At 64.6% G+C, this 26,395-nt stretch carries 26 protein-coding genes; 14 read left to right on the forward strand and 12 right to left on the reverse strand.

Annotated features, from left to right (window positions below; all coding sequences use genetic code 11):
• Positions 1-194: 194 nt before the first annotated feature.
• Both BG83_RS0120815 and BG83_RS0120820 read right to left on the reverse strand, forming a co-directional pair.
• The gene (locus tag BG83_RS0120815; RefSeq protein ID WP_024978533.1) at positions 195-479 is read right to left on the reverse strand and encodes a hypothetical protein; all 285 of its coding nucleotides are present in this window, start codon (positions 477-479) and stop codon (positions 195-197) included.
• Between the two features lie 17 nt (positions 480-496).
• Positions 497-1,255 carry a sulfite exporter TauE/SafE family protein gene (locus BG83_RS0120820; protein ID WP_024978534.1) on the reverse strand — a complete coding sequence of 253 codons (759 nt, stop codon included), beginning with the start codon at positions 1,253-1,255 and terminating at the stop codon, positions 497-499.
• Positions 1,256-1,387: 132 nt separating this feature from the next.
• Here BG83_RS0120820 and BG83_RS0120825 point away from each other — a divergent pair, with 132 nt between their 5' ends.
• The 3 genes from BG83_RS0120825 (at position 1,388) to BG83_RS0120835 (ending at position 4,786) form a co-directional block, all read left to right on the forward strand.
• Entirely contained in the window at positions 1,388-2,272 is an 885-nt protein-coding gene (locus BG83_RS0120825) for a LysR substrate-binding domain-containing protein (protein ID WP_024978535.1), read from the forward strand.
• 145 nt (positions 2,273-2,417) lie between these two features.
• Positions 2,418-2,939, forward strand: coding sequence for a hypothetical protein (locus tag BG83_RS0120830; protein ID WP_024978536.1), 522 nt, complete (start codon positions 2,418-2,420; stop codon positions 2,937-2,939).
• A 149-nt stretch (positions 2,940-3,088) separates the two neighbouring features.
• The gene (locus BG83_RS0120835) at positions 3,089-4,786 is read left to right on the forward strand and encodes an AMP-binding protein (RefSeq protein WP_024978537.1); all 1,698 of its coding nucleotides are present in this window, start codon (positions 3,089-3,091) and stop codon (positions 4,784-4,786) included.
• A gap of 78 nt (positions 4,787-4,864) precedes the next feature.
• On the opposite strand, the gene BG83_RS0120840 is transcribed toward BG83_RS0120835, so the two are convergent.
• Entirely contained in the window at positions 4,865-5,206 is a 342-nt protein-coding gene (locus tag BG83_RS0120840) for a DUF1488 family protein (protein ID WP_004627574.1), read from the reverse strand.
• A gap of 887 nt (positions 5,207-6,093) precedes the next feature.
• Here BG83_RS0120840 and BG83_RS0120850 point away from each other — a divergent pair.
• The 3 genes from BG83_RS0120850 (at position 6,094) to BG83_RS0120860 (ending at position 10,469) form a co-directional block, all read left to right on the forward strand.
• Positions 6,094-7,152 carry a hypothetical protein gene (locus tag BG83_RS0120850; protein WP_024978539.1) on the forward strand — a complete coding sequence of 353 codons (1,059 nt, stop codon included), beginning with the start codon at positions 6,094-6,096 and terminating at the stop codon, positions 7,150-7,152.
• A 124-nt stretch (positions 7,153-7,276) separates the two neighbouring features.
• On the forward strand, positions 7,277-8,875 hold the full coding sequence (locus BG83_RS0120855; RefSeq protein ID WP_024978540.1) for a S53 family peptidase: 1,599 nt from the start codon (positions 7,277-7,279) through the stop codon (positions 8,873-8,875).
• Positions 8,760-10,469 carry a S10 family peptidase gene (locus tag BG83_RS0120860; RefSeq protein ID WP_235193231.1) on the forward strand — a complete coding sequence of 570 codons (1,710 nt, stop codon included), beginning with the start codon at positions 8,760-8,762 and terminating at the stop codon, positions 10,467-10,469. The genes BG83_RS0120855 and BG83_RS0120860 overlap by 116 nt, the downstream gene beginning before the upstream one ends.
• Positions 10,470-10,506: 37 nt before the next feature.
• Here the strand turns inward: BG83_RS0120860 and BG83_RS30060 are convergent, their stop codons facing one another.
• Positions 10,507-10,638, reverse strand: a complete 132-nt coding sequence (locus BG83_RS30060) for a hypothetical protein (RefSeq protein WP_024978542.1) — start codon at positions 10,636-10,638, stop codon at positions 10,507-10,509.
• Between the two features lie 447 nt (positions 10,639-11,085).
• Here BG83_RS30060 and BG83_RS29730 point away from each other — a divergent pair, with 447 nt between their 5' ends.
• Positions 11,086-11,232 carry a hypothetical protein gene (locus BG83_RS29730; protein WP_037032136.1) on the forward strand — a complete coding sequence of 49 codons (147 nt, stop codon included), beginning with the start codon at positions 11,086-11,088 and terminating at the stop codon, positions 11,230-11,232.
• Positions 11,233-11,375: 143 nt separating this feature from the next.
• Here BG83_RS29730 and BG83_RS0120875 read toward each other — a convergent pair whose 3' ends face one another.
• On the reverse strand, positions 11,376-12,002 hold the full coding sequence (locus BG83_RS0120875; RefSeq protein ID WP_024978543.1) for an FMN-dependent NADH-azoreductase: 627 nt from the start codon (positions 12,000-12,002) through the stop codon (positions 11,376-11,378).
• 127 nt (positions 12,003-12,129) lie between these two features.
• On the opposite strand from BG83_RS0120875, the gene BG83_RS0120880 reads away from it, so the two are divergent.
• Both BG83_RS0120880 and BG83_RS0120885 read left to right on the forward strand, forming a co-directional pair.
• Complete coding sequence (locus BG83_RS0120880) at positions 12,130-13,077, forward strand: LysR family transcriptional regulator (protein ID WP_024978544.1); 948 nt, start codon at positions 12,130-12,132, stop codon at positions 13,075-13,077.
• Between the two features lie 89 nt (positions 13,078-13,166).
• Positions 13,167-14,747: an MDR family MFS transporter gene (locus BG83_RS0120885; protein WP_024978545.1), complete on the forward strand. Its 1,581-nt coding sequence runs from the start codon at positions 13,167-13,169 to the stop codon at positions 14,745-14,747.
• A 12-nt stretch (positions 14,748-14,759) separates the two neighbouring features.
• Here BG83_RS0120885 and BG83_RS0120890 read toward each other — a convergent pair whose 3' ends face one another.
• Positions 14,760-15,656, reverse strand: coding sequence for an oxygenase MpaB family protein (locus tag BG83_RS0120890; protein ID WP_024978546.1), 897 nt, complete (start codon positions 15,654-15,656; stop codon positions 14,760-14,762).
• A 188-nt stretch (positions 15,657-15,844) separates the two neighbouring features.
• Here BG83_RS0120890 and BG83_RS0120895 point away from each other — a divergent pair, with 188 nt between their 5' ends.
• Positions 15,845-16,762, forward strand: a complete 918-nt coding sequence (locus BG83_RS0120895) for a hypothetical protein (RefSeq protein WP_080693717.1) — start codon at positions 15,845-15,847, stop codon at positions 16,760-16,762.
• A 4-nt stretch (positions 16,763-16,766) separates the two neighbouring features.
• Here the strand turns inward: BG83_RS0120895 and BG83_RS0120900 are convergent, their stop codons facing one another.
• Positions 16,767-17,198 carry a PGDYG domain-containing protein gene (locus tag BG83_RS0120900; RefSeq protein ID WP_024978548.1) on the reverse strand — a complete coding sequence of 144 codons (432 nt, stop codon included), beginning with the start codon at positions 17,196-17,198 and terminating at the stop codon, positions 16,767-16,769.
• A gap of 261 nt (positions 17,199-17,459) precedes the next feature.
• Between BG83_RS0120900 and BG83_RS0120905 the strand changes: the two genes are divergently transcribed.
• The 3 genes from BG83_RS0120905 (at position 17,460) to BG83_RS29910 (ending at position 19,110) form a co-directional block, all read left to right on the forward strand.
• Positions 17,460-17,921 (forward strand): nucleoside deaminase, encoded by a 462-nt coding sequence (locus BG83_RS0120905; protein WP_235193240.1) that lies wholly within the window; start codon positions 17,460-17,462, stop codon positions 17,919-17,921.
• A gap of 421 nt (positions 17,922-18,342) precedes the next feature.
• On the forward strand, positions 18,343-18,645 hold the full coding sequence (locus BG83_RS0120915; protein ID WP_024978550.1) for a hypothetical protein: 303 nt from the start codon (positions 18,343-18,345) through the stop codon (positions 18,643-18,645).
• A gap of 117 nt (positions 18,646-18,762) precedes the next feature.
• Positions 18,763-19,110: a membrane dipeptidase gene (locus BG83_RS29910; protein WP_024978551.1), complete on the forward strand. Its 348-nt coding sequence runs from the start codon at positions 18,763-18,765 to the stop codon at positions 19,108-19,110.
• Here BG83_RS29910 and BG83_RS0120925 read toward each other — a convergent pair.
• Positions 19,082-21,184, reverse strand: a complete 2,103-nt coding sequence (locus BG83_RS0120925; protein WP_024978552.1) for a hypothetical protein — start codon at positions 21,182-21,184, stop codon at positions 19,082-19,084. The genes BG83_RS29910 and BG83_RS0120925 overlap by 29 nt on opposite strands.
• A gap of 245 nt (positions 21,185-21,429) precedes the next feature.
• Here BG83_RS0120925 and BG83_RS0120930 point away from each other — a divergent pair, with 245 nt between their 5' ends.
• Positions 21,430-22,548 (forward strand): helix-turn-helix transcriptional regulator, encoded by a 1,119-nt coding sequence (locus BG83_RS0120930; RefSeq protein WP_024978553.1) that lies wholly within the window; start codon positions 21,430-21,432, stop codon positions 22,546-22,548.
• Positions 22,549-22,555: 7 nt separating this feature from the next.
• Here BG83_RS0120930 and BG83_RS0120935 read toward each other — a convergent pair whose 3' ends face one another.
• From BG83_RS0120935 to BG83_RS0120950, 4 genes are all read right to left on the reverse strand, one after another.
• Positions 22,556-22,861, reverse strand: coding sequence for an NIPSNAP family protein (locus BG83_RS0120935; protein WP_024978554.1), 306 nt, complete (start codon positions 22,859-22,861; stop codon positions 22,556-22,558).
• Between the two features lie 81 nt (positions 22,862-22,942).
• Positions 22,943-23,974, reverse strand: a complete 1,032-nt coding sequence (locus BG83_RS0120940) for a cytochrome d ubiquinol oxidase subunit II (RefSeq protein WP_024978555.1) — start codon at positions 23,972-23,974, stop codon at positions 22,943-22,945.
• On the reverse strand, positions 23,971-25,344 hold the full coding sequence (locus tag BG83_RS0120945) for a cytochrome ubiquinol oxidase subunit I (RefSeq protein ID WP_024978556.1): 1,374 nt from the start codon (positions 25,342-25,344) through the stop codon (positions 23,971-23,973). Before BG83_RS0120945 ends, BG83_RS0120940 begins: the two co-directional genes overlap by 4 nt.
• A gap of 18 nt (positions 25,345-25,362) precedes the next feature.
• Complete coding sequence (locus tag BG83_RS0120950; RefSeq protein WP_024978557.1) at positions 25,363-25,923, reverse strand: GbsR/MarR family transcriptional regulator; 561 nt, start codon at positions 25,921-25,923, stop codon at positions 25,363-25,365.
• Positions 25,924-26,395: the final 472 nt, after the last annotated feature.

Raw genomic sequence — 26,395 nt, forward strand, 5'->3', positions numbered from 1 at the left:
TTTTTATAATGGCCTCGCTTTGTGAATTCCGGCGCATTGCTCGTTCACAAAGCACACCCGACCATCTTTCGTCGTCAAAGGCTGAAGATGTTAAGCCCGCCCGCCCCCCGGCCCGCGGGCTTTTTCTTTGCCCGGTCCATACTGGATTTGTATTGAACGGGCCTGTGCTGCGGGGGGCGGATGATAGCGCGCCCTCAGCGCGTTGTCGCGTGCGAAGAAGGGGGGTATTGCTCGGACGCGCGCTCCGCATCATTGGATGCCGCACCCAGGCCCACCGCCACGGCGGCCAGCAAGAGAGCAACACCACGCGCGATGTAGAACACCGCTTGCGCACCGGCCATTTCCGGCTTGTCAGATGGGGTATCACCAAGATGGGCGTGCCAGGTATTGCGCGTGGCCCGATCCCGATGGGGCAGCGGATCACGATAGGCGCGTGGTGCGTGCGTGCGGTGCGTCGGATGAGGCTGCATGTGCGACATGGCGGTTCTCCTCATGCTTAAACGTGCGACCAGGCGCGCCAGAACAGCAGCGCTGTCATCGAAAAGCCGAAGGTGGAAATCAACGCCCGGACAACCGGCACCGGCAAACGCTTGCCGACGTGCGCGCCCAGATAACCGCCCAGTGCGGCAGCCACCAGCATGACCAGCGTCTGTGGCCACCACACCATCCTGGCAAGTGCAAAACAGGCTACGGCCACGAGGTTCGTCGCGCCCACCAGCAGCGTGCGCGAGGCGTTCAATGCTTTGATGTCGTCGTGGCCGAACAGTGCCCAGACCGCCATCATCATGATCCCCACCGCGCCACCAAAATAGCCGCCATAGATGGCCAACGCACCTTGCGCGACGAGCAGTGTTGTCCGCCCGATCTGCATGCGCTGGCGCAGCCACACACCGGCCTGTTTGCCGAACGTGAATGCGAGCGAGCCGATCAGCAGAAGCCACGGCACGATGAAATCGAACGCGCGGGACGACGTGTTCATCAACAGCAGCGCGCCGAGCAGCCCGCCCACCAGGCTGATCCCCACCATGGCGCGCATCGAGACCTGCCCGAACCCGCGATAGTCCGCGCGATACGCCCACGCTGAAGTGGCCGCGCCGGGTAACAGCGCGACCGTGCTCGACGCATTGGCAAACACCGACGGCACACCCGCGAACATGAGCGCAGGCAGGGTGACAAACGAGCCACCGCCCGCCAGCGCATTCATCATGCCGGCGAGCAGGCCCGCGCCAAAAAGCAGCAGCGTGGCGGATTCCATGGGGGGCGAATTTGGATATGTTTTGTTTTTGAGATGCCTCAGTTTCCGGCACTGGTGGTTACGCTGCAATCTGCGATAAATTGACCTTGCCTCAGCACGAAACTGAGGCTCATGCCAATTTTGAGATGCATCGTGCGCTTTGACCTGACCGACCTCCGACTCTTCCTCCATACCGCCGAAGCCGGCAGCATCACTGCGGGGGCCGAGCGTGCGCACCTGACATTGGCGTCGGCCAGCGCACGCATCCGCGGCATGGAAGACACGCTCGGCGTGCCGTTGCTCACGCGCAACCGGCGCGGCGTGGAAACGACCGCCGCCGGCCGCACGCTCGTCCACCACGCGCGCGTTGTCCTGCAGCAGATGGATCGCATGCGCGGTGAGCTTGGCGAATACGCGCGTGGCCTCAAGGGCTACGTGCGGCTGCTTTCCAACACGGCGGCCATGACCGAGTTCTTGCCGGAAACGCTCAGCGCTTTCCTGGCTGCACATCCTGAAGTCGACATCGACCTGGAAGAGCTGGTCAGCCATGAGATTGTCGAAGCGATTGCGCAGGGGCGGGCAGACATCGGCATCGTCAACGATGCGGTCGACTTGTCCGGGCTGGAGACCTTTCCGTTCCGCCACGACCGTCTGGTGCTGGTGACCGCGCGCGACCACCCGCTGGCCGAGCGCCGCGAGCTGGCCTTCGTTGAAACCTTGCAGGAAGATTTTGTTGGGCTGACAGGCGATAACGCCTTGCAGGCCTATCTGGCGGGGCATGCCGCGCGCGCCGGCCATCGGCTCAAATACCGCGTGCGGCTGCGCAGTTTCGACGCCGTGTGCCGCATGGTGGAGCGCAACGTGGGCGTGGGCGTCATTCCCGAGCATGCGGCAATCCGCCTGCAGCGTTCCATGGGCATCCGCCGCGTGCGATTGACCGACGCCTGGGCGACGCGCCTGCTGCGCATCTGCGTGCGCCATTTCGATGATCTGCCCGCCTTCGCACGCCAGTTGATCGAGCATTTGCGCGAGGCCTGAGTGCGTGGCGCGTCCGTCATTTGGCGGAGGGATGCTGTTTGAACTCGCGCGGGTGAAAACGCGTCGGTACACTGCAAGCAGTTGCGGGCCGCACAGCGCCATAGACGTGCGGTGCCGCACCAACCCTCCGCTCATGGAGCACATCATGGCGTCTGCCGGTGTTCCCCCTGGTGTTCCGCCGATTGGCCTGCTGCACGCGGCGCGTGCGTTGCGCATCTATCGGCGCCACGAGATCAATGCGCTGGCGTGGATCGCGCTGGGCGTGTGCCTGCGCACTCCGGCGCCCATGGCGGCCATCAGCGTTGCGTTGCTCATCGTGTGCGCGTGGTCGCTCACGCGGCACATCCAATATCTGAAGCCCCTGTATGAACTGCCGGTGTTCAGCCGCCTGCTGGCACACAGCGGCATGGCGTTCGCGGCGATCAATGCGGCGCTGCTGGCGGTGGAGCTGGCCACGGGTGCCGGACGCGGTGCATGGTTCGACGCCGACGGCTGGCTTGCGCCCGCCTGGCCGCAGATTCTCCCGGACATGGCCGGCACGATTGAGCTGATGCTGGTCAGCGCCCAGTGGATCGTCGTGCTGGGTGTCGTGGTTGCCGCAACGGCCTGGGCGTGGCTGAGCCTGGGTGGCGGCCGCTCGCTGCGTTTTCCGCCGCGCTCGCAATGAGTGCATGGCTCGGGAGAATCCGGGCTGGTCTGGCGGAAGAATTCCTCCTATAAGTGGCGATGTCGGTTGCAGGTGCGTTTCCGTAGCGCCCGGACGAGGCGCGTGCAGTTAGAGCGTGCACAACACGCTCCGAACCCCAGGAGACAGGCATGACATCGCTGGACGCCTTCCTGCGGTGCCGCGACTTTCTGCTCGCGCACCGTGAGGATTACGACACCGCTGTGCGCGATTTTGCGTGGCCCGAGTTGGACCGCTTCAACTGGGCGCTGGATTATTTCGACGCCATGGCGCGCGGCAACGACGGCATCGCCCTCTGGGTGGTCGACGATCAGGGCAACGAGACGCGGCTGTCGTTCGCGCAGATGGCCGAGCGCTCGGCGCGCGTGGCCAACCACTTGCGGGCGCTTGGTGTGCAGCGCGGTGATCGCATCCTGCTCATGCTCGGCAACGTGCCGGGGCTCTGGGATGTGATGCTCGCCAGCATCAAGATCGGCGCGGTCATCATCCCGGCCACGACACTGCTCACCGCCGAAGACTTGCGTGAGCGCATTGCCATGGGTGAGGTGAGCCACGTGGTGGCGGGCGCATCGGATTGCGCCAAGCTGGACGCCGTATCGGGCACGTTCACACGCATCGCAGTCGGTGCGGACAAGGCGCCGCCCGGCTGGCACCGCTTTGAAGATGCCTACGAGGCATCCGCCGAATTCACGCCCGATGCACCAACGCAGGCCAACGATCCGTTGCTGCTGTACTTCACTTCCGGCACCACGTCCAAACCCAAACTCGTGATGCATACGCATGCGAGCTATCCGGTCGGGCATTTGTCCACGCTGTACTGGATCGGCTTACGCCCGGGTGATGTGCACTGGAACATCAGTTCGCCGGGCTGGGCCAAGCACGCGTGGAGCTGCTTCTTCGCGCCGTGGAATGCCGGCGCCACCGTCTTCGTCTACAACTACGCGCGCTTCGAGCCCAAGGCGGCGCTGGATGTGCTCTGCCGCGCCAAGGTGACGACGCTGTGCGCACCGCCCACGGTGTGGCGCATGCTGATCCAGGAAGACCTGGCCGCATGGAAGCCCGCGCTGCGCGAACTCGTGGGCGCCGGTGAGCCGCTCAATCCCGAGGTGATCGAACGCGTGCGCGCGGCCTGGGGCATCACCATCCGCGACGGCTACGGCCAGACCGAAACCACCTGTCAGATCGGCAACAGCCCCGGGCAACCGGTCAAGGCAGGCTCGATGGGCCGGCCGCTGCCGGGCTACCGCATCACGCTGCGCGACCCCGACGGCCACGAGGCGGAAGAGGGCGAGATCTGCATCGAATTGAATTCACGCCCGACCGGCCTGATGGAGGGCTACGCCGGCAATGCGGACAAAACCGCCGAAGCCATGCGCGGCGGTGTGTATCACACCTCCGACATTGCCGCGCGCGATGCCGGCGGCTACCTGACCTACGTCGGCCGCGCCGATGACGTGTTCAAGGCATCGGATTACCGTGTCAGCCCATTCGAGCTGGAGAGCGTGCTGATCGAACACCCGGCCATCGCCGAAGCCGCCGTCGTGCCAAGCCCCGACCCGTTGCGCCTGGCCGTGCCGAAAGCGTTCCTGGTCCTGCGTGCAGGACACGAAGCCGGCCCGGAGCTGGCGCGCGACATCCTCCGGTTTTGCCGCAGCCGATTGGCTTCCTACAAGCGCGTGCGCCGCATCGAATTTGCCGATCTGCCCAAAACCATCTCGGGCAAAATCCGGCGCGTCGAACTGCGCATGCGTGAAGCCACGCGCAGCGAAAGCGCCGCGGGCGTACGCAACCTGCAGGAATATTGGGAAGAGGATTTCCCGGCCGATTGATCCGAGCGTTGCGCTTTGGCACCCACGGAACGTGCGGCCCCCCGACCGCACGTTCCGCTGCGCCAGCGCTGACGGATATCAGCGCGACGAGCGTGGGACCAGGCGCAGTTGACGCGCGCGATCCAGATCGTAAGCCGGCACGCCACCGTGCGGCAGCGATGCACGTGAAGCGGCCAGGTCGCGGCCGCGCACGATGACCGGGGCGAGCGAGCCAGCGCGGATCAGGTCCGACGCCGCCAGTTCGATCCAGTCGCGGTAATTGCGATAGACCTCTTCGGCCGTGATCTTCTGATGCGCGCAATCGCAGAGCGACAGCGCTTCGGACGTGACGAAACAACTCACGACCTTGCCGTCGACAATGGCTTGGAAGAACAGGTCGCCTACGGACCTGAAGGTCTTGCCGGTGAATGAAATGTTCATGATGCTCCCCCATTGATCAGGCGTGCCGTTTGAGCGGCGTGCCCCACATGCCGCTTTCGCGGCGCAGTGGCCACATGCAGGAGCGTTATTTCCGAATGGAGGGATGACGATGCTCCAGATGTTGAATCCATCCGGATGCGATTGACCCAGTGAAGCGGGTCGGACTATCCCTCGGTGCCGTTATACGGTCTGTCAATTCGGTAGTTGACTGCGGGTTCGCTCTCGCGCTGCGACCTTCCCCGTACAAAATTCCGTTATGTTTTTTTGGTTACCACAATTGGTGCATCAGCCCGACACCGACGGTAATCGAGATGGCCAGAAGCCAAAGCAAAACGGTGGAGGCGCGCGTCGCCGGAAGGCGTGTTTGAAAAAGGCGCCGACGCGTAGGAATTACCTGCCAATTAGCAGGGTGACGTTCCCACCCCAGGCGAGCACTCAAGCTCACTGTTCCCCGTTTGATTGTTCCCATGGCCCGCTCCCGAAAGCTCGCCGCTGCCGCGTATTTACTTATATTTAACTCTACTATTCTTGGGTTGCATTCTAGGACACTCTACGCAGACCGCTAGCGACCCTTGGCATGATTCTTATCCTCCATTTGGCTCATAACGGGAGGTTTAGGACATATTGGGGGTTCAAATATGAAGCGATTTTCATCACCTGCCAAGATGATTAATCGATGCGCAAACGCTTACGTTTGAAACGCACGCCGATCGTGCCTCGCAACCTGCCCGCAAGGTACCGTCGATACAGTCATGCGCGTCCGGGTCCCATATGTTGCAAGACTGCACAGCAACAGGCGCCCCAGCGTAAAACAGCGAAATGCCGCGCGCGCTGCGGTACAGTGCCGCCGGGCTGGCAAGGCACCAGAGAACGAGCAGGACATCGACATGACGCAAGCAAGACGCGCCCGAAATAGCAGGGCGTTCGCAGGATTCGGGCGAGGGGGGAGCGCCGCTTTGATGGCATTGGCAGCGTTGGTGGCAACGGCCGCCGCGCACGCTGCCGCGCCGAGCCTGGCAATGCGCCGTGCCGCCGTGGAATCCACACTCGCGAATGCCGGCAGTTGTCAGCGTCTGGGCGATTACTACTGGGAAATCGGTGACGCCCATGGCGAGCTGATGCACGGGCAGCGGGGCCAGCGGATCGGCCCGAACAAGACGGTGCGGCTGGCATCGGCATCCAAATGGGTGTTTGGTGCCTACGTGGTGGAGCGTGCGCAAGGCAAGCCCACACCTGCCGAAATCGACGCCCTCACCATGCGCTCTGGCTACGACGGGCTCAATCCGTTGCTGTGCAATCGCAACGACACCGTGCAAAGCTGCTTTGGGCGCGGTCGCAACGCCACCTTCACGCCGGGCCACGTCGGCCGTTTCAGCTACAACGGCGGCCATGATCAGAAGCTGCTGATGGATCTCGGTCTGGGCCGGGCCGACGCCGAGGCACTCAACAACGACCTCGACCGCCAGCTTGCCAATGCGCCGGGCCTGCGCGATGCCGGCCGGCCGCTCGGCATCCGCTACCTCGCACCCGAGCCGGCGGGCGGAATGATCGCCACGCCGGCGGCTTATGGCCAGTTCCTGCGTCGCCTCATTCGCGGCGAATACCAGCTCGGCAAGATGCTCGGCCAGCATGCCGTGTGCACCGAGCCGGGCACGTGCTCGACCGCTGTCAGCACCCCGGCCGCGCTGCCGTGGCATTACGCGCTCAACTACTGGATCGAGGACCAGCCCGGCGGCGACGGCGCGTTCAGCTCGGCCGGCGCATTCGGCTTCTACCCGTGGATCACCGCTGACAAGCGCCACTACGGCATGCTCGTGCGCGAGACCCTTGCCCCCCGGGCTTATGTGCGCAGCGCGGCATGCGGCGCACTGATCCGCCGCGCCTTTACCGAGGGCAAGCCGCAGCATGCCGCAGAAGGTGCCAGCAGCCCCGATTTCGCCGACTGACGAACCCCGTAGATCAAGCGGACGAGCCATCGCCTAACGTGGTTGCAGGTGGCGCCGCATCCTGTCGGCACCCTCGGCACGCCGGTTGCGACGCACGGGCCACCTACCTACATGGAGATGGCCCATGGTCCGGCACCCCCTGCGCGGCAGCGAGCGCACCATTCCTGAAGACGCACGCATCCTCGGCGATGCGCATCCGACCGAGCAGATCCGGGCGCTCGTGCAATTGCGCCGCCCCAACGAGGCTGAACTCAATGCGCGCCTGTCCGGATTTGTCCACGCGCATGCCGCCGGGACGCCATCGCCCACACCCCTGACCCGCGAAGAGTGGGCCGCCCAGTTTGGCGCCACCACGGACGACATCGACGCCATCCGCACGTTTGCCCGCGAACATGGCCTGCAAGTGGTCGAAGTGAACGTGGCCGCCGCTACCGTCATGCTCGAAGGCTCCGTCGAACAGTTCTGCCGGGCGTTCGATACGCACCTGCATCGCGTGGCACATGGCGGCAGCGAATACCGTGGGCGTTCCGGCCCGCTGCGGTTGCCGGAGTCGTTGCAGGACGTGGTCGTGGCCGTGCTGGGGCTCGACTCGCGGCCGCAGGCGGCGCCGCACTTTCGCTTTGTGCCGTTGCCAACAGGGGTGATGGAGCCGGGAGGCATCCGGCCCGCGCGCGCGGCGCCCGCCGCGTCGTACACGCCAGTGCAGCTCGCGCAGCTCTACGGCTTTCCGCAGGGCGACGGCGCAGGTCAGTGCATTGCGTTTGTTGAGCTTGGCGGTGGCTATCGGGAAGACGATCTGCGTGCGTATTTCCAAGAGCTGGGCGTGCCGACGCCCAAAGTGACGGCCATACCGGTCGGGCAGGGCGCCAACCGCCCAACGGGCGACCCAAGCGGGCCCGACGGCGAAGTCATGCTCGACCTGGAAGTGGCAGGCGCCGCGGCGCCGGGCGCCACGCTGGCCGTGTACTTCACCGTCAATACCGACGCCGGTTTTGTGCAGGCCATCAACGCCGCTATCCATGACACCAAGCTGCGGCCCTCGGTGGTGTCCATCAGTTGGGGCGCGCCTGAGAGCGCTTGGACGCCGCAGGCCATGCAGGCCGTCAACGCCGCGTTGCAGAGCGCCGCAACGATGGGCGTGACAGTGTGTGTGGCCTCGGGCGACAGCGGCTCCAGTGACGGCCAGCCTGATCGCGCTGATCACGTCGACTTTCCCGCCTCCAGCCCGTACGCGCTGGCATGCGGCGGCACCAGCGTGCGCGCCAGCGGAAACCGCATCGCAGAGGAAACCGTCTGGAACGACGGCGCACGAGGCGGTGCGGGCGGCGGCGGGGTGAGCACCGTCTTTGCGTTGCCGAGTTGGCAGCAGGGCCTGGCCGCGCAGCAGACCGGCGGCGAGAGTGTGCCGCTGGCGCGGCGCGGCGTGCCCGATGTCTCGGCCGATGCCGACCCGCTGACCGGCTATGCCGTCCGCGTGGATGGCGAGTCCGGCGTGGTAGGTGGCACCAGCGCCGCGGCACCGCTGTGGGCCGCGCTCATCGCACGCATCAACGCCATCAAGGGGCGGCCGGCGGGTTATCTGCATGCACGGCTGTATCAGAACCCCGGTGCGTTCAACGACATCAAGCAGGGCAACAACGGCACCTTTGCCGCCGCGCCCGGTTGGGACGCCTGCACAGGCCTGGGCAGCCCCAAAGGCGACGCGATCGCGAACCTTTTCTAGCAGCGAGGCACGCATGACTACCACTGACCAGCCGTTCTTCGACCCGACCGCTTACGGCAACGGCCCCGACGACAGCGTGACCGACACCAGCGAGGGCATGGCGATCACGCACCACACCGTGCGCATTGGCAGACGCGACATCGCCTACACCGCGCATGCCGGCCACCTCGTCACGGTAGACCCGAGCAGCTCGCAGCCCGTGGCCAAGATGTTCCACGTGGCATTTGTGGCGGACACGCCCGCGGGCGGCGCGCAGGCGCGGCCGGTGACGTTCTTCTATAACGGCGGGCCGGGGTCTTCGGCGGTGTTCGTGCTGCTGGGGTCGTTTGCACCGCGCCGCATCGTGACGTCGATGCCGTCGTTCACGCCGCCCGCGCCGTATCGCATGGAAGACAACCCCGACAGCCTGCTTGATCGCTCCGACCTTGTTTTCATCAACCCGGTCGGCACCGGCTATTCGACGGCCATTGCGCCCAAGCGCAACCTCGATTTCTGGGGCGTCGATCAGGACGCACGCAGCATCGCTCAGTTCATCAAGCGCTGGCTGACGGCCAATGATCGATGGAATTCGCCCAAGTTTCTGTTTGGCGAGTCTTATGGCACGGCGCGTTCCTGCGTGCTCTCGTACGTGCTGCATGAAGACGGGGTGGACTTGAACGGCATCACGCTGCAGTCGTCCATCCTCGACTACACGCAGGCGGGCAACCCGGTTGGGCTCTTGCCGACGTGTGCCGCAGATGCGTGGTTCCACAAGCGTGCAACTTCACCCAAAGGCGGCCCGCTGCCCGCCGACGTGGGCGACTTTGCCGAAGCTGCCGCCGTATTTGCCAGCACCGATTACGAAAAAGCGCTCGCCAAACCCACGCATGCCGATCCGGCCGTGCTGAAAGCGTTGTCTGCCTACACCGGCATCGATGCGGCTACGTTGCAAGGCTGGCGGCTGGATGTGGCAGCGTCTGACGGCGCGGGCACGTCGCTGTTCCTGACCACGCTGCTGGCAGACAAGGGCTTGTCGCTGGGTGCGTACGACGGCCGCGTCACGGGCATCCACACCGGCATTGCGGCCAGTGTTGATCCGAACTCCGGTGGCAACGATCCGACCATGACGGCGGTGTCCGGCGTCTACACCGCCATGTGGAACACCTACCTGAACGACGACCTGAAGTTCACGTCCAACTCGGCCTTCACGGATCTGAACGACCAGGCCTTCCGCCATTGGGACTTCCGCCACACCGACCCCACCGGCGCGCAAAAGGGGCTCGACGCCAACGGCAATGTCGCGCTCTACACCGCCGGCGACCTGGCCGCCACGATGAGCCTGAACGTGGATCTGAAAGTGTTCTCAGCCAACGGCTACTACGACTTCGTCACGCCGTTCTACCAGACCATGCTGGACCTGAAGGCGATGCCGTTGCTGGATGCGGGTGTGCGCAAGAACCTCTCGGCGGGGTTTTATCCATCGGGGCACATGGTGTACCTCGACGGCGGCTCGCGCACGGCATTGAAGGCGGACCTGGCGCGCCTTTACGACGCCGCCACGACCGACCACCAGGCCGTCGCGCGCATCCGCATGCTGCAGGCGCGCAAGGCATAAGCGGCGGGCATGCAGGCCGCGCCGCGCAATGCGTGGATCAATAGCCGCGGTAATACGGATGGTAGTAGTGCGGGCGTTCGTAATAGCCGCCAGCCGGCACCACCACGCATGCGCTCAGCGCAGAGGTAGCGGCAGCAGCAAGGATGAGCAGGGCGATGGTGCGTTTCATGGTGAGGCTCCGTAGTGATCGTTGGACTTGGCCTCACTGTATGGAAACGGCTCGCAACTGCGCTTTACCGTTTGTAAGCAAAACTGTGACGCCCAGGCCGGTAATTCACCGTCTGCCCCAGGGGTGGCAACGCTTGCACCGCGGCCGCCGTAATTTGCCGTTACTTTTGCGATCAGACTGTGGAGCGGATCGGGTGCGGTCAGGCACTGTCAGCGCAGCGCCACAATGTTCCACGAACTTACCGCCACACTATTGACAGATCGTCGAGATCGGCGGGAAATACAACAAACGGCAAACGTTGGGCTTCAGGTTTGAACGCCCGGCGCCGATAGCCGTCCATATAGATGTCAGGGCGTCTCGGCCCAGTCGAGACAGCGAAGCCCTGCGGGGACTATGCGATGCGCGCCGCCCAACCGTGCGCATCGGCAACACATCGGGGGACGCATCATGACGAATTTTCTGGAATCCACCATTGCCTGGGTCGCACCGTGCCTGATTGCCACTGCGATCATCGTGCCGGTCATGTGGAGCAAGCTGCGTACGCGCCGTCTGCTCGAAGCCATGCACCAGGCACGCGAACACCGCGACGAGTGATTTGTCGATCGGCCATCTGCGCCGATCCCACTTTCTAGCCACGCCAGTAAAAACGAAAACGGGCGCCGCATTGCTGCTGGCGCCCGTTTGGCATTCTGCGAGGCGGAGTGCGGCGCGTCCCGTTGCTCCGCAATCGCGTTCGCTCAGGCAGCCACGGCCTGGCTCACAACGTCGCGCATGGCTGCGTGTGCTGCTTCCAACGCTTGCGTGCGGGCGTCCGGGCCCATCGCCAGGCGTTCTGCGCGTACGAACTGCACATCGGTGATGCCGAAGAAACCGAACACGGTCTTCAGATACGCCTCCTGGAAATCCATGGCGGCTGCGGGGCCGGCGGAGTACATGCCGCCGCGTGTCGACGCAACGATCACCTTCTTGCCACCGGCCAAGCCAACAGGGCCGTTTTCCGTGTATTTGAACGTGCGGCCGGCTTGCGCCACGCGGTCGATCCAGGCCTTGAGCTGGCTCGGCACCGAGAAGTTGTACATCGGCGCGCCAACCACGATCACGTCGCTGGCGAGCAGTTCGTTTACGAGCGCTTCCGAGCGGGCGTGCTCGGCGCGGGTGGCGTCGTCAAAATCATCGGCGCCCGTGGCGCGGAAGCCGGCGGCAATGGCGCCGTCCAGGTGCGGAATCGCTTCGACCGACAGGTCACGGTGGACAACGGTGGCGCTCGGGTGTTCGCGGCGCAGCTCGTCGACAATGGCGGCGCTCAGGATGCGCGAGGCCGAGGCGTCACCGAGGATGCTGGAATCAATGTGAAGGACTTGCATGGTGTCTCTCCAAGAAAAAGGTGGGTTGCTGGAAAGATAGTGCGATGCAGCGAGTTCCAGTAGTGGGTCTAATCGACACACATCGTTCTACCGGTGAGACAATGCGCCCGTGCTTCGGAGAACGGCCATGGAAGACCTGAACGACCTCGTCCTGTTTGCCAGTGTGGTGACGCACGGTAGCTTTTCCGGCGCCGCTCGGGCGCTGGGGATTCCAAAATCGCGCGTGAGCCGCCGCGTGGCCGATCTCGAAACGCGTCTGGGTGTGCGGCTGCTGCAGCGGTCAACGCGGGCGGTGCATGTGACGGACGTGGGCTCGGCGTTCTTTACGCATTGCGAATCGATGACGCAGGCCGCTCGCGCTGCCTTTGAGGTGGCCGAGCACGCCGGCGAAAAACCTTCCGGCCGCTTGCGCGTGAGCTGTCCGGTGGGCGTTGCGCACGTGTTCATCGCGCCCGTGCTGTCGAAGTTCCTGCGCGCGCAGCCCGATGTACGACTGGAGCTGGACGTGACAAACCGTCGTGTCGACGTGATTGGCGACGGCTACGACGTGGCGCTGCGCGTGCGCTCGGCGTTGGACGACTCCAACCTCGTCGTGCGCAGCTTTGGCGTGAGCGATCAGGTGCTCGTCGCCAGCCCCTCATTTGTTGCCGAGCATGGCCCGTTCGAGACGCCGGAATCGATGCGCGGCGCGATTGGCGTGGGCGTTGACGGTGCGGCCGGGGAGCGCACGCGCTGGCGCCTGACCGCCCCGGAAGGCGGCGCGGTCGATATCGAATACACCCCCGCGCTGGTGACGGATGATCTGTACCTGATGGGGCAGACGGCGCTGGCCGGCATTGGCGTTGCGCAACTGCCGTTCAACCTGTGCGCGGAGCCGGTTCGCGATGGCCGGCTGGTCGTGCTGCTGCCGGAATATCGCTTGCCAGTGCACCAGTTTCACGCGGTGTTTCCGTCACGCCGCGGGCTGGTGCCGGCCGTGCGCGCGTTCATCGAATTCCTCGCAGAAGAGTTGCCCGGCATGACGGCAAATGTCAGCCGCTGTTATGAGGACATCGTCCGGCAACCCGATCGTTGACTCTGCAACGAATGGGAATCGGCAGTATCATCAACGGCTTCGCTTCTCCCATTGGCGCGGGTGCCTGAGCGGCATTCGCGCACATTCCCATGTCTTCCCGCCCCAGCCTTGAACCGCCCAAGCCAGACACGCCTACCGCGCCCATCGCAGCGGTATCCAGCCCGCTGGATACGCCACCGGTGGCTGAAATTCCGGTGATGGCGGTGATGGGCGGGCTGATGCTCGCCATCTTGCTGGGCGCGCTGGAGCAAACCATTGTTGCCGTGGCGTTGCCCGTGATCGCGGGCGAATTCAACGGCTTTGCGCTGATGGCGTGGCTGGTGTCGGCGTATCTGGTGGCGTCTACGGTGGTGACGCCCATCTACGGCAAGTTGAGTGACCTCTACGGCCGCCGCGCCATGCTGACGACGGCCATTGTCCTGTTCGTGCTGGCTTCGGTGGCATGTGCACTGGCGACCAGCATGCCGATGCTGCTGTTCGCACGCGTGCTGCAAGGGCTGGGCGGCGGCGGGCTGATTTCGGTATCGCAGGCCACGATTGCCGATGTGGTGCCGCTGCGCGAGCGTGGGCGCTATCAGGGCTACGTGAGCGGCATGTGGGCAATGGCCAGCCTCGCCGGTCCGGTGATCGGCGGCTATCTCACGCATTACCTGTCGTGGCGCTGGATTTTCTGGATCAACCTGCCGCTGGGCATCGTCGCGCTGCTGGTCGTGCGCCGCACGCTGCGGCATCTGCCGGTGGCGCATCAGCGTCGCCCCATCGACGTGCCGGGCGTGGTGCTGTTTGCCGGGGGCCTGACTGCGCTGTTGTTGATGATTACCCGTGTGGGGCAGGGCACGCCGCTCACGCAGCCCGAAAACCTTGGCCTGCTGGCGGGTGCCGTGCTGCTGCTGGGCGCATTTGTCTGGCAAGAGAACCGTGCCGTCGAGCCGATCATTCCGCTGTCGATGTTCCGGGTGCGCACGGTCACGATTTGCTGCCTGGCGCTGTTCCTCTGCTTCTTCCAACTGATTGCCACGTCGGTGCTGATGCCGCTGCGTTTCCAGATGGTGGCGGGTGCCAGCCCCGATGCTGCGGCGCTGCGCCTCGTGCCGCTCACGCTGTCGATTCCGCTTGGCGCCTTCATTGCCGGCAAGTGGATGACGCACAGCGGCCGCTACAAGCCGCTCATGCTGGGTGGCGCATGCGTGGTGCCGTTTGCCGTGGCTTCGCTGGGTTTGTTGGACCCGCACAGCGTATTACCGCTGACCCTGGCGATGATCGTGCTCGGCCTGGCGATTGGCGTGCAGTTTCCGACCGGCCTGGTGGCCACGCAAAATGCGGTGCCGCCGCAGACGGTGGGCCTGGCCACGGCGCTTACCGCCTTCTCGCGTCTGCTGGGTGGCGCGGTGGGTGTGGCGGTGCTGACTTCCGTGCTGATTGCGCTGCTGCGTCAGGCTGCGCCTGAAGCGCATGTGGCGGCCGGCGGCGATGTGCTGATGGACCTCTTTCACGCAGCGCTTGCCAGCAGCGGTGCCGATGCCGAGGCCTTGCAGCGCGCGGGCGAGAGCGCCTTCAGGCATCTGTTCTTCTTTGCGGCTGCGGTGTCGGTGGTCTCGCCGCTGCTGATCATCCGGCTGGAAGAGAAGGTGCTGCGCGGCAAGGTGTCGCTTGCCGAAGCCATCGAGTAGCGCGCGGACGCACTAGCTCGTGGCGGGCGCCAGTGCGCGGTGTCGAGCCCGGCGCGCGACGCTACCCTCGTAGAGCGCCCAGCGCAGCGTGGGCGCCACGGTGCGCATGGCCGCTGACGCAATGGCCGCCTGCAGCGGCGGCCGCTTGAGATCGAGCATTTGTATTGCCCACGGCGGCAGCAACTGGATGCCCGCATCCAGGAAGAGGCGTACTGCCGGGCGCAACCCCGGGCGCGGCGCCTGCCACGTCATCAACACCTCCACCACCGTGCGCGTGCGATCGCTGGCCACCAGCTCGGCGCGCATCGCATTCAGATAGGTCTGCACGGCCGCCCGCGATTTCGGCACGTCGCGCGCGCCGAGCATCTCGGCCACAAGCGCGGTCTCTTCAAAATAACGATCCTGCTGGGTGATACTCAGGTTGCCATCCACGTAGCGCAGATAGCCTGCCAGGAAGCTCGACATCTCGGCCACGTGCACCCAGGTGAGCAGGTCTGGGTCGTTGGCTGAATACGGCCGGCCATCGGGCGCGATGCCCTGCACGCGGTCGTGGATGGTCTTCACGCGCTCGATGAGCGCCAAGGCATCATGCCGGCTGCCATACGTGGTGCCGGCTACGAACTGCGCGGTACGGCCCAGGCGCCCCTGCAGGTCTTCGCGAAAGTTCGAGTGGTCCCATACGCCGGCCAGCGCGCGCGGGTGCAGCGCCTGCAACAACAGCGCGCTGATGCCACCGGCCATCATCGCCGGAAAATCGGCATGCACCTTCCAGCAGACGGCGTCGGGGCCAAACAGGCCCGGATCGCCCGGCGGCGAGGCAATGTCGAGGGTGAGGCTGCCGGTGGCACGCGTAAGGCCGCGGACCTGGTTGGCGATGCGTTCGCGAATGGCGGCGAGTGGCGAGGGCATGGTGCCGGAAGTGCCGGGAAGCACGAGGCGAAGAAGCGTTCATTTTACCGAGCCGCATCGGAGCACGCCTTGGCTGTCGTGATGACAGAACGCCGCATGGCCGATGTGCATCCGCAGGCCCATTTGTTGCGAGACTGTGGGCGTTAGCGCCTCCTAGAATGAAGACCAATTCCACAAAAACGCCGTTTATGACCTTGCACCGACATCCCGCTTGGCTGCGCCCGATTGCCCTGCTTGCGCTCGTGGCCGGCCTATGCCTGAGCACTGCCTCGCGCGCGGCAGACAATGCGCAGGGCCTGCGCGACAAATATGAGAGCGTGGCGTCCCAGTTGGCTGACAACCCGTTCCACCGCCCGCTGGTGTTGGAATCCACCGAGACGCCCGACATGCTCCAGGGCGACATCTACAGCGTGATCGATTACCCGTTCGCTACGGTGAGCGGCGCCTTGAGTGACGCGACGCAAGGCCCCGGCAACTGGTGCGACGTGCTGATCCTGCACCTGAACATCAAGTATTGCCGCGCCGGGTCCGGGCCCCGTGGCACCGTGCTCGACGTGAATCTGGGCCGCAAGGTTGAGCAGAGCTTGTCGAGCAGCTATCGGCTGGAGTTCAACTACCGCCCCGTTGCCAGCAGCGCGGGCTACTTCCGCGTGGAACTGAATGCCGGGTCCGGCCCGTTCAGCACGAAGGATTACCGCATCATGCTGGAGGCCATTCCGGCCCCGGCCGGCGGCAATCACACCTTTCTGCATCTGACGTACTCGTACGGTTATGGCACCGCAGGGCGGCTCGCCATGCGCACGTATCTGGGCACGGTCGGCAGCGACAAAGTGGGTTTTACAAAGACGGCAGAATCCTCAGCCGCCACACCTGAATACGTGGGCGGGGTGCGCGGCTTGCTTGAGCGCAACACAATGCGCTACTACCTCGCCATCGATGCCTATCTGAAGGCGCTGTCGGCGCCGCCCGACAAGCGCCTGCAGCAGCGGCTGAACACGTGGTTCAACGCCACCGAGCAGTACCCGCGCCAGTTGCATGAAGTGGAGCGGCAGGACTACCTGCAGATGAAGCGCCACGAAGCCGAGCGCCAGCAGACGGCGCAGTAACGCTTCAGACGGGCCGGTAGACCTTGGCGAAGCGCTGCGCCTGCACGACCCCGTAGTCGCCGGGGGCGTATTGGAGTACCCAGTCACCGGCCTGGCCGTGCAGCACATCGCCGGCTTCGGAGCGCGCCATCGAGAACGCTTCGCTCATCTGCCTGGCAAGCACCACGCTCGGGCGGTTGCGATAAGCGCCGGCCTGCCCATGTGCGAGCGATGCATCGGCGGGGACGTACTTCGCATCGAAACGTTCGCGCGAGACCACCCAGCGGTCGCCCGTTGAACCGGTGATCAGCGCATCGTCGGGAGCATAGCGGTTGGGGCCTTCCAGGCTCATCAGCTCGCCGGCTTCGGTGGCAAAGTCGACGTGGACGGTCTCGTCCTTGACGAAGGGGCGGGCGGCGGGGTCCGTGCGTAGGTCGACGTGTTGCAGCGTGGGCATGAGGTGACGCAAAGGCGATGAAAGCGAGGTCAGGCGGAAGGCCGTAAGCGTAGCGCAAATGGCGTCGCTACAGCGTGGTGGGATTGCCGTTGCGGCTGCTTTCCAGCATCTTGTGGCGTGTCGGACAGTCAGATCGTGCGCGATTTTGCCCAGACAGCATTCGCTGAATGACACCGGCTTCTTTCGTCGATGTCTCACACCAAGGATTCCATCGTGAACGCACGTGAACCCCACACGCCATCCCAACTGACCGATCTCGATATGGCACTGTTGCGCCAGGCGATTGCGGTGGCCGACGACGCACGCAAGCGCGGCCGTCATCCGTTCGGCGCACTGGTGGCCGATGAACACGGCAACGTGATCGCCAGCGCGGGCAATAACTCGATGCCGCCCGAAGGCGACCCCACGCAGCATGCCGAGCTGGCGGCCGCGGCGGCAGCAGCCAAGATCTTGTCTCCTGAGCAGCTTGCGCGTTGCACGCTGTACACCAGTGCCGAGCCTTGCTGCATGTGCTCGGGCGCCATCTACTGGTGCAACATCGGCCGCGTGGTCTATGCGCTGTCGGAGCATCACCTGTTGACGCTTACGGGCGACCACCCAGAAAACCCGACGTTCTCGCTGCCGTGCCGCGAGGTGTTTGTACGCGGCCAGCGCCAAATCGACGTGCACGGCCCGCTCATCGAAGACGAAGCCGCGCAATCGCACATCGGCTTCTGGGAGTGAGCGCCATGAACGTCAAGATCGTCATGCTTTGTAGGGGCGTGTAAGCAACGGCGATAGAGCGATGGGCCGATCGCGCGCACAAGACCGCAGCTCAATTTTGCGGGGTGCGCATGCTCATCGATCGGTCCGTCATCGCCACGTACAAGGCCGACGCGCTGCAAGACACGATCGTCCACATGTAAGGCTGGGCGATGCCGCTTGAGGCTGACCCGTCAGTCGAGACTGGCCAGATTCTGGGCGGCAACTACCGGCGCGTGTTCGAGGCGACGGTGGATTGATCGAGGCCCGTGCTCTTTCTCACGGGCCAACGCGTGGTACGCAAGCGCTATAGGGCAGAAGCGATGGCGCCCATAGAGTGGTCTCGCCCTCTGCGGTTTGCTGTCTGTCGGGGGCATTTCTTTCACTCTTTGCGGAGCCCACCATGCCCCAAGCATTGCGCATCTATCAACTGGAATTCACCCAGAACAACGTCTCGGCCGGCAGCCTGCATACCAATCTGCAGACGTACGCTGCGCCCATCGCCCTGAGTGATCAGCGTTTCATCGTCGGTATTCGGCTCAACGAGCGCGGACTCCGCGATCTGCTCGGACACTTCTACTCCAACGGCCCCGCCATCATGCGTGTCGAGCACACCGACCGAGATGACTACGACCGCGCCGTCTGGACGCAGATCAACAACATCGTGAACAACGCCACCAATGCCAACATTGAGGTCGATTGGTAGGCTTGGAACCGGGCAGCGGCGCCCGGCCCATGATGGCGCGGACGTAGTAGAAGATCGTGGCGCGTGCATGCGGGTGGGTGAGCGCGCCAGCCTAAACGTCCGCCCGCCGTCCGGTCAATGCCGCATGCGCGCGCGGTAGCGGACATTGGCGGTGTGATTGGCGTGTGGCCCAATACGGCGGATCTTCCCAATCTCGATGCCATGGCGATGGGCATCAAGCGCATGGCCGATGTGGTGGGCGTGGCGCACGTGGGGCTGGACACCGACATGCGCGGTTTTACCCGGCCGCCGGTGTTCACCAGCTATGCGCAGTTGCCGGCGCGTGTTCGAGACGACGGTGGGTTGATCGTGGCCCGCAGGGCGCCCGGCATGACGCCTTGCGGGCCCGATCACCGCACTTCCCCGTGTGTGCCCTGCGTTGCTGCGTTCCTGCGTATTAGCGGTCGTATTCGACCGACGTGGTGAAGTTCAGATCCAGCGGGTCTGCCCACGACATGTTGGTGAACGACATGTCTTGCGTGCCCGACCAGCCCGTCACTGCGGGGAAAGCCACCCCCTGGTCGCCCGCTACATTGACGGTGAGCGTGGTCCCGGGCGCGGCCGGTGCGGCGCGGCCCACCCCGTTCACGAATACCGTCGGCTGGCCCGAAGCCGTTGCGCGAATCTGCACGTTGACGCGCTTCACGAAGGGCACGCCCGCCTTGGTCGTCCACGTGACGGGCAAGGTGGCGCCGCCTGCAAACGTTGATGCCGTGCCCGGGGTGAGGATGTCGCGCGTGGTCTGCGAGATGTCCTGCCACGTGTATTGGCGCAGCGCATCGGGCGAGGGCGACGGCGTGCGCAGCCGCACCGTGTACGTCTTGGACGGCTGGCTGGTGACACCGCCCTGATAGATGGCGATCGTGTACGCACTGAACGGCGTGATGGTCGCCAGCTCCGATGCCGTCAGTTGCGGCTTGGCCCAGGCCGTGTTGTTGCGCGGTGCATCGCCGGGCCACGTGAAGCTGCCCTGGTTGGCCGGGTCTTGTGCCACGCCTGCCAGGCGGAAGTTATTGCGGCAGGCGCTTTGCTTGGCCAGCAAGGCAAGCTGTGCTGCCGTCTGGCTCGCGCCAACCTGGGCGCGGATGTTGAGTGTGTCGCACGTGCCTGACGACGGCTGCAGGAACACGCCATTGCGCAGGCCGGGGCCGGTAACAATCGCAAAGTCGACGGGCGTGCCAGCGGCATCCACGACGCCCACCTGCATGTTGATCGAATCGACAAACGCGTTGGTGCCCGTCATTGCGGTGGCGCTGTTCAGCCAGTCCCACTTCTGCGCATTGGCATTGACTTTTGTGAACACGGCGCGCTGGTTGCCGACGATGCGCCAGCCATTGTCGCCGCTGGCGCGCGAGGCAGGTTGTACCGCCACTTGCACATGCTGCTGCATGCCGTCGCGAAGGCCATCGGCGCGGGTCCAGGCGAGCTTGACCCACAGCGTGTCACCGCTGTTGGACGCCACGCGGATGATCTCCGGCAGGCTGAAGCTGGCGTTGTTCATCGCGTCATCGGCAAACAGGCCCGGGTTGCCCCCGCCCGATGCGGGCCCGAATTCCTGGTCGGCCGTCATGCCGTTGTTCAAGTAGGCCGACGGCACGCCGTTGATGAGCGCGCCATTGGCCACGTCATCCACGAAGATCTGGCCGCAAACGGGCACGCTGCCCCCTGTGCGCGCCGAGCCTGTCGAGCCGGCAAAACACTGGTTGAGCGCGGTTTGCAACGCGGCCAGGTCCGAGGCGGTCGGCAGATTGGCGACGGGGTTGCCATTGATGGTCGCCACGCTCGGCAGGCTCGCCTTGTCGCTGGGCTGTGGAGCGACGCCCGGCGCGAGCTGCAATTGCGCAGGCGTATCGCTGGACGCGCCTGCCACGGAGCTGATCTGCACGCTGCCGTCCGGCAGCACGTTCACCTTCAGCTGATCGAGCAGGCGATCGAGGCCCGGTGCGCCGGCCGTCAACGGGCCCGAGATCAGATCCACTCCGGTGTTGCCGGTGGCGGCCAGCAGGTCGGCCAGGGCGGCGGCATAGGCGGCCACCGTGCTTGAGACGGTTTGCGCGGTCACCTTGCTCTGCAGCAGGCCCGTGTTGCCCAGGAGCTTGCTCGGGTTGTCGCCCACGATGGTGGCGGCAATGGCATTGGTGATGGGCGTGATGTTGATCGTCTGGCTGCCGGCACTGGCGGACAGCGCGATCAGCGTGGCTTGCGAGTCGGCCACGTTGCCGGCCGCCGACAGCACGAACGGCGCGGCAAGACCCGTGACCGTGCACTGGAAAGCCCCCGTGGTGGCGTTGGCCGGGCAGTCGACCGACTTGCCGGCTGCGTCCATCAGCGTGACCGTCGCGCTTTGCATGGCCGCGCCCGCGGCGGCGACGCCGCTGACGGTCTGTGCTGCCGGAACGTTGGTGCCGGGCGATGTGCTGGCGCTGCTGCCGGAATCGCTGCCGCCGCAGCCCGACAGGGCAAGCGTGGCCAGTGCGATTGCAATGGGGGTGAGTTTCATGGAGTCCTCCGCTGGATCGTGGGTGCGCCGTGCATGCGGCGCCGTTATTCGGCACGGAGATTCTCAAAGGGGGCACCACGCGCCCGCATCATTCATTTGGAGGAAAGCGTCGCCAAAAGAACGATGTTGAGCAACGCACACACGTGTTACGTTTGCGCGCATAACATGACCGCAGCCACTTGGCTCTCACCGAGTGAGCATGGCGGGCGCCAAGGCCAGACAGCCATCCTTCGGGGGAGGGACGCGTGCTCAAAGACCAGCTTATTGGTGATCTGTACGAAGCTGCGGTAACGCAGGAAGGGTTTCTGGACGTGTTCCAGGGCGTGACCGAATCGCTTGGTGCCGACCTGTTCCACATGTTCAGTTGGGATGCCGTGCGCAATGCGCCTCAGCTTTCGGTCTACTCCCCGAAGCGGGGACTGGACGACACCATCGGACTGTATGACAGGTACTACGGCGCATTGGACCCCCGCCGCAGTTTTGTCGAACGTGCGGGCGTGCGCGAGTTTGCCTTCTGCCAGGATCACCTGTCCGATGCGTATGTTGAGCGCAGCGAATTCTTCCAGGACTATCAGATTCCGGCGGGCTTCCGTTACCTGATGGGCGTGCGCTTGGAGCGTCCCGGCAGCAGCGACATCCTGCTCGGTATGTTGCGAGCACACGGCCGGACGCCATTTTCCGACCAGGATCGCTTCAACGCGGCCGGCATGACCGACCACCTGCAGCGCACGATCAACCTCTGGCGGGATACACGCGTGCTGCATCGCGATGCAGCACTCGGCGCCGAATTGATGGAGCAGCTTGGCCTGGCCGTATTCGCGCTCGGGCGAGACCAGCGCGTGCTGTTTGCCAATGCGCAAGCCGAAGCGTTGCTGCGCGCATCGACTTGCCTGCGGCTGGAGCATGGCCGATTGGCTGCGGCGTTTGCTGCCGACAACGACGGTCTGCAAGCCGCACTGGCGCGGGTGACGAAGTCACGCAAGGGCGAGAGCTTTGCCGTGCGGCCGGCGCTCGGGGCGCCACACGAGATATTTCTCGGTATTTCGCAATTGCCCGTCAATGCCGCGCAGGCCGCGTTTGGCGATGCCGCCATGCTGGTTACGGCCCGGCGCAAGGGCGATGCCGCACCGGTGACAGCCATGCAGTTGCGCCAGGCGTTCGGTCTGTCAGCGGCAGAGGCGGCGGTGGGCGAAGCGCTGATCGCCGGCAAGACACCCGACGAATATGCGGCCGACGCCAACGTCGCCATGTCGACCGTGCGCTCGCAACTGCGGGCCATCTTCGAGAAGACCTGCACGCGCTCCCAGGCAGAAGCCGTGGGGGCGATGCTTTGGGTGCTGTCGCAGCGCAGGCCGCAGGGCTAGGCGAGCGTCAAGAAAGCACGGGGCGGAAGAAGCTGCGCTCGTAGCTGACGATGCAGCCGGTTTCCTCGGCGTAGCGGATGGCCGCCATGCAATCGGGGTCGGTCTTCGCGCGTTCGCGGTAGACCTCGTAAGCCGCCAGACTCGGGAACGAAAACAGTGTCAGCGCGACGTTGTTGGCCCCTTCCGACGGGAGGAAGTAGCCGTGGTGCTGGCCGCCGAATTTCTCGACCAGCGGGATCCACATCTTTCCGTAGGCTTCGAATTCAGCGAGCCGTGCCGGGTTGATGATGTAGCGGACGTGGCAGGTGATCATGGCGTGTGCATGCGTGTGGGTGAGCGCGCCAGCCTAAACGTCCGCCCGCAGTCCGGTCAATGCCGCATGCGGGCGGCGTGCTCAGTAGTAACGCAGCTCCGTCGCCTTGCCGTGGAACACTTTGTACGAATAGATCGTGTAGCCAACGATGGTCGGCAGCACGATGGCCACGCCCACCAGCATGAACTCGAGCGATTCCGGCGCGCTGGCGGCCTGCCAGATGTCGAGCCTGTCCACCACAAGATACGGAAAGAGGCTGTAAGCCAGGCCATTGAAGGCCAGCAGGAAGATGGCGCCGGTGCCGACGAACGGCGCCCAGATCAGGTGTTCGTCACCCTTGGCAATCTGCTGTGGCAGGCGGCGCAGTACCCAGTCGATCAGCAGGAACAGCACGATCGTCACCAGCGGCACGGGCGCCAGCAGGATGATGTTCGGCAGCGCAAACCATTTGTCGAACACGCGCGTACTGACCCACGGCGTTGCCAGCGACACCGCAGCCACGCCTAGCGCAGTGAACCACAGGCTGCCGCGTGCCCACTGTACCGCGCGCAATTGCAGCGCACCTTCCGTCTTCATGATGAGCCACGTGGCGCCCAGCAGCAGGTAGCCGGCAATCAGGCCGCCCGCCGTGCAGATCGCAAAGATGACGTTGGCCGCGTCGTACTGGAAGCCCGTGATGTACAGCCCCAGCATCAGGCCCTGCGCAGCGGTGGCGATGACGGAGCCGGCATAGAACGCGCGGTTCCACCACGGCTTGTGGTGCGCGCGCGCCTTGACGCGAAAGTCGAAGGCCACCCCGCGCAGGATGAGGCCGAACAGCATCAGCGCCACCGGCAAATACAACGCGCCCAGAATCTCGCCATGCGCGGCCGGAAACGCCACCAGCAGCAGTCCGACCCCGAGCACGAGCCAGGTTTCGTTGGCGTCCCAGAACGGGCCGATGGAGGCGATCATGGTGTCTTTCTCGGCGTCGTCCGCGCGGCGCAGCAGGATGCCGACGCCCAGGTCGTAGCCGTCGAGCACGACGTAGGCGAGCACGGCAATTCCCATCAGGGCCATGAAGACCACCGGCAGCCAGCCGGCAGGTTGGGTGAGGTCAGGAATGGTGCTCATGCGTGGCTCGCGACGGGCGCAGAAAGTTGGGAGGTGTGCTTGGCGGGGATGTCGGCATCCGTCGGATCGATGGCGCCCCCGGCCTTGCGAGCCAAATAGAAGACCACGCCAACATACGAGGCGATGAGGAACGCGTATAGCGCGAGATACATCGCCAGCGTGCTGCCGATCATCCGCGCGGGCACGGACGACGCAGCTTGCGCGGTGGTCAGCACGCCATAGACGAGCCACGGTTGCCGGCCGATCTCGGTAACGTACCAGCCGGCCACCACGGCCACCCAGCCGGAGAACGTCATGGCGACGAGGGCGCGTGCCAGCCAGTTCGGCAGTTCACCATTGCGGCGGAGGCGCCAAGTGCTGGTCCACGACACCGCCAGCATCAGCAGCCCCACGCCCACCATCAGGCGGAAGGCGAAGAACACCGGCAGCACGGGCGGGTGCTGGTCGAACTGATCGAGCCCCCGCACCTCGCCGTCGAGCGAGTGCGTGAGATACAGCGACGCCAACTTCGGCACCGCGATCTCGTAGCGGTTGCTGCGCGAAGCCGCATCCGGGATGCCAAACAGCACGGCGGGCACGCCACGTTCGGTTTGCCAGATGCCTTCCATCGCGGCCAGCTTGGCCGGTTGATGCTCCAGCGTGTTGAGACCGTGCGCGTCACCGGCGGTAATCTGCAGCGGGATCAGCATGGCGGCGAGCACCACGCCTGTCTTGAGCGCTGCACGCACATCGCCACCGCGGTCGTTGCGCAGCCAGCGGTAAGCCGATACCCCCGCCAGCAGGAACGACACCGTCAGCCCCGAGGCCAGCAGCATGTGCGTGAACCGATACGGGAACGACGGGTTGAAGATGATCGCCAGCCAGCTTTGCGGATGAGCGCGGCCGTCGATCATCACGTAGCCGGCGGGTGTCTGCATCCACGAGTTGAGCGCGATGATCCAGAACACCGAGATGGTCGTGCCCAGCGCGACGAGGAACGTCGCAAATGTATGGATGCGCGGGCTCACACGGCCTGTTCCGAACAGCATGATCCCGAGAAAGCTGGCCTCCAGAAAGAACGCAGTCAGCACTTCATACGCCAGCAGCGGCCCGGCGATGTTGCCGACGGTATTCATATAGCCTGGCCAGTTCGTGCCGAACTGGAAGCTCATCGTCACGCCGGACACCACGCCCAGCGCGAACGTCAATGCAAAGACCTTCACCCAAAGGCGATATGCGGCCATCCAGGCCTCGTCACCGGTCTTGCGATAGCGCAGCTTGAAGAAGAGCAGTACCCATGCAAGCGCGATGCTGATGGTGGGAAAGAGGATGTGGAACGTGATGTTGGCGCCAAACTGGATGCGCGCCAGGACAACGGGATCGAGCGACATGGTTTTTCTTGATACGGGCTACTTCGATTTGCCGCCAACGACAACGGCAAGCTTGTTCTTCATCTCCAGCAGCTTGTGCACCTTGGCACCCATCTTCATGAGTTGCTGCAACGATTCGGCGTCGAGCTTCTGCACGTCGTCAAACCAGTTGGTCATGAGCGTGATGAGTTGGTACATCTCTTTCATGCGCGCCTGGGCGTGGCGGTCATCCGGATCGGTCGGGGATTCGAGCATGACGTCGCGCAGCAGCGAGAGCGTGGGGTCGATCTCGCGCTTGCGGCGCTCCTCGGCCAGCGTGCGGAAGATGGTCCAAACGTCGTCCGGGGCGGAGAAGTATTCGCGCCGGTCGCCCGGCTTGTGCGACAGCCGCACGAGCTTCCACGACTCCAGCTCCTTCAGCCCGATGCTCACGTTCGAGCGGGAGAAGCCCAGCGCCTCGGCGATCTCGTCCGCGTTGATCGGCTCGCGCGCGGCGTAGAGCAATGCGTAGATCTGCCCGACGGTGCGGTTGATGCCCCAGCGGCTGCCCATCTCGCCGAAATGCAGGACGAAGCGCTGTTTCAAGGGGGAGAGTTGCATTGTTTTGATCTTTCTCAACTTTCAGTAATTTCTGAAAGTTTAGCCCCCCTTGCCGGACTTGGGATGTGACGCGCTGTCGCGGGGCGTTCTCGCGCGGCCAGATAGCCGGCAGACGTAATCCAAGGCTGGCGAGAAAATTGCGGAAGGTGCTGAAGAAAGAGCGTCTGACGAACGTTTCTTTTCACGCCATGTCTTTCGCGCAGGACTTTTCTTCCGGGCGCGCAGCCCGTCCTGGTGTCTAGGTGTCGGCTCGTTTTTAGGGCGCGCGCAGGAATGCGAATGCCTCGCACTGCTGCCGAGCGTGACGGCGCACATCGTTCAAGCGGCCCGCGAATGTAGCGATATCTGCGACGTGCCAGCAGCAATCAGCGCGGTCGACGAGCATCCTGCTGCCAAGTTTGTCTTTCGTCGGCGATGGAGCGCTGTGTTGCACCCGCTGCAGCATGTGCGCTTATCTGTGAAGTAGAGAAAT

This window comes from Ralstonia pickettii (genome assembly GCF_000607165.1).
Lineage (GTDB): Bacteria > Pseudomonadota > Gammaproteobacteria > Burkholderiales > Burkholderiaceae > Ralstonia > Ralstonia holmesii.